We start from the raw sequence: 5,643 nt of genomic DNA, 5'->3' as shown, positions 1-5,643 counted from the left end.
AAAAAAAATTGATTAAAACACCAAACACCCCTTTTGTGTGTTGGCCTGTTCGCTGTTGTCTTTTCCTCTGGTTTGGGCCCGGGCTTTACAATGGGGGGCCCCCCCCCCCCCCCCCCCCGGCGGGGCGGCGCCGGGCCGGGGGGGCGGGCGGGCCGGGGTGGGCCGCGGCCGCCCCCCGGGGGTGCCCCACCCCCCCCCCCCCCGCGCGCCAGGCCCGGAGCCGCGGTTCGGCTCAACCGCCATGGGCTCCGGCTGGGTGGGGTCAGCCGCGCAGGTCGATGACCTGACCGACCTGCCGGGCGTCGGCCGCCCGTGCCACGGCGTCCCCGACGATGAGGTCGGCCAGGCCGGTGCCGAGGTTCTGGCAGACGATGCGTCCGTCCGGCCGGTCCCCGTCGAGCAGGGCGCCGTCCCACGCGATGGCGGCCGGGTAGTCGTCGCCGAGCTTGCCGGCCAGCCGCGACGCCTCGAACTGGTCGCGGTCGTCCGAGGCGAGCAGCGCGGTCGCCGCGATGTCGGGTCCGACCGAGCTGGCGTAGTCGATGGGCAGCAGCAGCGTGTCTCGGCCGATGTCGGCGGGGTCGAGCTGGGCACCGTCGATGCCGATGGACAGCCCGGTGATGACGACCCCCGCGCCACGCACGGCCGCGCCGGGTGTGTCCACGAGCCGCAGCTCGACCGAGGGGACGTGCGCGGCCGCCCAGGCCGCGAGCTCGTCGCGTGCCTCCGCCCGCCGGGCGTAGACGACCACGTCACGCCGGCCGAGCGCCTCGAGGACGCGCAGGTGCGAACGGGCTTGGGCCCCGGCGCCGGTGTAGGCCACGTGCCCCTCGGCGGGGGCGAGTGCCCGCAGGCATGCGCCGGTCACGGCGGCCGTCCGGCGGGCAGTCACCTCGCCGGCCGCGATGAGGTGCGTCGGCACGCCGGTCTCTCCGTCGTTGAGGACGAGCACGCCGGAGGCGGTCGGCAGCCCCAGAGCGGCGTTGGTCGGGAACAGGGTGATCCACTTGTTGCCGATCAGCCCGCGCTCGGGCCAGGTCGCCGACATGCCGTTGGCGAAGGAGTCCTGGGGCCCGGCGTGCACCGTGTGCTTCGGCGGCACGTCGCCCTCGCCGCGCGCCAGGGCGCGCAGGGCGTCGGCGACGAGGTCGATCGTCGTGAGGGTGTCGGGGGCAAGGGCGTCGACATCGGCATCGGTCAGGACTCGCATGGCGCACAACCTAGCCAGCGGCACCGCCCGGGCCGAGACCAGCCCGAGGCGCGGACTGGGATGATGGGCGCGTGCCCTCTGCCCTCCCCGATGGTGACCCCGCGCCCGCCGACGGCTTGCTGCCCGAATCCGCGCTCGCCACCCTCGGCACGACCCCGCTCAGCTTCTACGTCCACGTCCCGTTCTGCCGCGTCCGTTGCGGCTACTGCGACTTCAACACCTACACGATCCCCGAGCTCGGCCTGCACGGCGCGAGCATCGACACCTACGCCGACGCGGCCCTCGCCGAGCTCGACCTCGCGGCCACGGTCCTGGGTAGCGGGGCCCCCGCGGTCTCAACCGTGTTCGTCGGGGGCGGGACGCCGACGATGCTGAGGTCAGCCGACCTCGTGAAGGTCGTGAGCGGCATACGGGAGCGGTTCGGGCTCACCGACGACGCCGAGGTCACGACCGAGGCGAACCCGGACTCCGTGACACCCGGGTCCCTCGACGAGCTGGCTGCGGGTGGTTTCACCCGGGTGAGCCTCGGCATGCAGTCCGCCGTCCCGCACGTGCTGCGCACGCTCGAGCGGACCCACGACCCGGCAAACGTCGCGCGGGCGGTGGCCGCGACCAAGGCCGCGGGGATGCAGGTCAGCGTCGACCTCATCTACGGCACCCCGGGGGAGTCGGTCGGCGACTGGCGGCGCAGCCTCGAGGCGGCGATCGCCCTCGAGCCCGACCACATCTCCGCCTACGCCCTCGTGGTCGAGGAGGGCACGAAGCTCGCCGCTCAGGTCCGCCGCGGCGACGTCGCGGCTCCGGACGATGACGACGAGGCCGACAAGTACGAGCTCGCCGACGAGCTGCTGACCGCCGCCGGGTTCGGGTGGTACGAGGTCAGCAACTGGGCCCGTTCCCGTGCCGCCTGGTGTCGCCACAACGTCGCCTACTGGACCGGTGGCAACTGGTGGGGGATCGGGCCGGGCGCGCACAGCCACGTCGGGGGCGTGCGGTGGTGGAACGTCAAGCACCCCAACGCGTATGCCGCCCGGCTGGCTTCCGGCGCCTCGCCGGCTCACGCGCGAGAGACGCTCGACGAGGGGCAGCGCTACGACGAGCGGGTGCTGCTCGGCTCGCGGATCGTCGACGGGCTCCCGGTCGAGGACCTGGGCGCCCGCGGCCGGACCGCGGTGGCCGGGCTCGTCGCGGACGGCCTCGTCGAGGGGGTGGCGGCCGTGCGTGACCGTCGGCTCGTGCTCACCCGCCGCGGCCGGCTGCTCGCCGACACCGTCGTGCACCGGCTGCTCGCGTCCTGAACCCGCGCGCCGCCATGCAGCACAATGACGCCATGGCGACGGACATCCCCCGGCTGGTCGAGGACCTGAGAGCCACCTTCGATCGGGGCGCCACGAAGCCCTATGCCTGGCGGGTCACGCAGCTCGAGGCGATGCAGCGCCTGCTGGTCGACAACGAGGAGCTGCTCGCCGATGCGCTCGCCGAGGATCTCGGCAAGCACGCGGTCGAGTCCTGGGTGACGGAGATCGGCTTCCTGGGCAACGAGATCGAGCACCTTCTGCGCCATCTGCGGGAATGGCTCCGGCCGCGGCGGGTCGCCATCCCGCTCTACCTGCAGCCCGCGAGAGCGCGTCTCGTCCGGGAGCCGCTCGGCGTCGTGCTCGTCATCGCCCCCTGGAACTACCCCCTACAGCTGTCCCTGGCACCGATGGCGGGCGCGCTCGCCGCGGGCAACGCCGTCGTGCTCTCGCCCAGTGAGCACGCCCCTGCCACCTCGCGGGCCCTCGCGCAGCTGGTGCCCGCCTACCTCGACGTCGCGGCGGTCCAGGTCGTCGAGGGCGGCGTGCCGGAGACGACCGCGCTGCTCGAGCAGCGATGGGACCACATCTTCTTCACGGGCGGCGCCGCGGTCGGCCGGGTCGTGCTCGAGGCCGCGGCCAGGCACCTGACCCCGGTGACGCTCGAGCTCGGCGGCAAGTCGCCGACCTTCGTCGACGAGGACGCAGACCTGCAGATCGCTGCCCGGCGCATCGTGTGGTCGAAGTTCACCAATGCCGGGCAGACATGCGTCGCGCCCGACTACGTGCTGGCCAGCCGGCCAGTTCTGGATGAGCTCAAACCGTTGCTCGCCAAGGCGATCCGCGACTTCCACTCCGAGGACCCGGCCGCCTCCGAGACCTACGGGCGGATCATCAACGACCGGCACTTCGAGCGCATCACCGGACTCATCGATGCGGACCGTGTCGTCGCCGGCGGTCACAGCGACGCGGCCACCCGCTACATCGAGCCGACGATCGTCGACGGCGTCACGGCGGAGGATCGGGTCATGCAGGAAGAGATCTTCGGGCCGGTCCTGCCGCTCATCGAGGTGGCGGGGGTCGACGAGGCAATCGGCTTCATCACCGCTCGTGACAAGCCCCTTGCCCTCTACGTCTTCACCGGCAACGAGGAGACGAAGCGCCGGTTCCTCACCGGGACGTCGTCCGGCGCCATCGCCTTCAACCTGCCGATGGCGCATCTCGCCGTGCCGACCCTTCCCTTCGGGGGCGTTGGCCCGAGTGGCATGGGCAGCTACCACGGCGAGGCGTCCCTCGACGTCTTCTCGCACACCAAGCCGGTGCTCGACGCGCCGACACGTCCCGATCTCACCGCCGTCGTCTATCCGCCCTTCACGGCGCTGCGGCGGCAACTGATCCAGCGGATCGTCGCCCCGCGCCGTCGCCGGTGACCGGCCCCTGAGCACGCGAGTCACATCTGACACATGTGATTGGTGGAAAACGCCTTCACGTCGGCGCCAACTGACTTATCTTCGTCAAGGTTTGTTGTCAAGGCGCCACACGGGGAGAACGTCGATGAATGTCAGGGGTCAGAATCGTCGGCGGGTGGCTGCGCCCCGGATCGTGCTTGCCATCGCGGCACTCGTCGTGGGCCTGCTGGCCCATATGCCGACCGCGAAGAGCGCCGAGTGGATCGTCCTCTGCACTGGCTACGACGGCTGCGTGACCACGGGCTATCCCGAAGCAGGCTACAAGGCGGTCAGCTCGACGAGCTACTGGTCGCAGTATGTCGGCCACAACTGCACGAACTACGTCGCCTACCGGATGACCAAGAACGGCATGCCCGCGGCGAGGCCCGCGTCCCTGACCGGCAACGCCTCCAACTGGGGCCCGTCCTTCCCGATGGAGACGAACGAGAACCCGGCCGTCGGCTCGATCGCCTGGTGGGACACCTCCTTCTCCGCCTCGGGCCACGTCGCCTATGTCGAGAAGGTCGTCTCGTCCACCGAGATCATCATCTCGGAGGACAACTGGGCCGGGGACTTCCGGTGGCGCCGTATCACTCTCGGTGGCGGCCTCTGGCCGAAGGGCTTCATCCATCTGAAGGACCAGGGCCCGACGGTCGCTGTCCCGGCGCATACCTTCCAGCTGGCGAAGCCGGCCCGGATCCTCGACACCCGGACGGGTCTGGGAGCCGTCAAGGCCGTCGTGCCGGCCGGTGGCGCCGTGACGCTGCAGGTCGCTGGCCGGGCCGGCCTGCCCGGCACGGGCGTCGGCGCGGTCCTAGTCAACGTCAACGCCATGGCGCCGGCCGCGGCGGGCTACCTGACCGTCCACGCCTCCGGCACGCCGCAGCCGGGCTCCCGCGAGCTGTCGTACGGAGCCGGCGGGACCGTGACGAAGCTCGTCCTCGCCCGCGTCGGCACCGACGGCAAGATCCGGATCTACACCTCCGCCCGCACGGACCTGTCTGCGGACATCGTCGGCTGGTCGCCGGCCGGCGGCTACGTGTCGGGTGGGGCCCCCGTCCGGGTCCTCGACACCCGCACCGGGCTCGCCGTGCCCAAGGCGCGGCTCGCCGCGGGCGGCACGCTGAACCTCGTCGTCACCGGCAAGGCCGGCGTGCCGACGACCGGCGCCGGATCGGTCCTGCTCGACGTCTCCGCAGCGGGTGCGAGCGCGGGCGGCTGGCTGACCACGTGGGCCAAGGGCGCGGCCCGGCCCGGCACGCCGCAGGTCCGCTACGAGACGGGCGGGGCGAGCACCGGGCTCGTCCAGGCCAAGGTCGGCACCGGTGGCGCCGTGAGCCTCTTCTCGACAGCGCAGACCGACGTCATGGTCGACATCGTCGGCTGGCTTCCGGCAGAGGGAGACCAGGTCGCCGTGAGCCCCACCCGCATGCTCGACAGCGAGACGGGTCTCGGCATCGCGAAGGGCCGAGTTGCCACCGGTGCTGCGCCGCTCATCAAGGTGACCGGTCGCGCCGGAGTCCCGACGAGCGGGGTCAAGGCGGTCGTCGCCAGCGTCACGGCCGGGTCGCCCACGGCCGCCGGCTACCTCACCGCCTACCCGAGCGGTTCGACCGAGCCGGACTACGACTCCGTGAAGTACGCCTCGGGGCAGTCCGTCGTCAACACCGTCGTCATCCCGCTCGGCGCG

Annotated in this window: 4 protein-coding genes; 3 read left to right on the top strand and 1 reads right to left on the bottom strand. The window is 71.9% G+C overall.

The genetic code is table 11. The annotated features are described in order from the left end of the window. Positions 1-262: 262 nt before the first annotated feature. Entirely contained in the window at positions 263-1,210 is a 948-nt protein-coding gene (locus tag ACTHJJ_RS12385; RefSeq protein WP_440303247.1) for an ornithine cyclodeaminase family protein, read from the bottom strand. Between the two features lie 71 nt (positions 1,211-1,281). Here ACTHJJ_RS12385 and hemW point away from each other — a divergent pair, with 71 nt between their 5' ends. From hemW to ACTHJJ_RS12370, 3 genes are all read left to right on the top strand, one after another. Beyond that, complete coding sequence (gene hemW, locus ACTHJJ_RS12380; protein WP_440303246.1) at positions 1,282-2,508, top strand: radical SAM family heme chaperone HemW; 1,227 nt, start codon at positions 1,282-1,284, stop codon at positions 2,506-2,508. Between the two features lie 32 nt (positions 2,509-2,540). Continuing rightward, positions 2,541-3,935, top strand: coding sequence for an aldehyde dehydrogenase family protein (locus ACTHJJ_RS12375; RefSeq protein WP_440303245.1), 1,395 nt, complete (start codon positions 2,541-2,543; stop codon positions 3,933-3,935). A 154-nt stretch (positions 3,936-4,089) separates the two neighbouring features. After that, positions 4,090-5,643: CHAP domain-containing protein (locus ACTHJJ_RS12370; RefSeq protein ID WP_440303244.1), on the top strand; the 1,554-nt coding region annotated here is incomplete at its 3' end.

This window comes from Intrasporangium sp. (assembly GCF_051961875.1).
Lineage (GTDB): Bacteria > Actinomycetota > Actinomycetes > Actinomycetales > Dermatophilaceae > Intrasporangium_A.
This window is presented reverse-complemented; position numbering and strand designations above follow the sequence as displayed.

What these genes read in the sequence shown, in the direction of transcription:
- ACTHJJ_RS12385 (WP_440303247.1), bottom strand. Translation starts at nt 1,210, where the DNA reads ATGCGAGTCCTGACCGATGCCGATGTCGACGCCCTTGCCCCCGACACC.
- ACTHJJ_RS12375 (WP_440303245.1), top strand. Translation starts at nt 2,541, where the DNA reads ATGGCGACGGACATCCCCCGGCTGGTCGAGGACCTGAGAGCCACCTTC.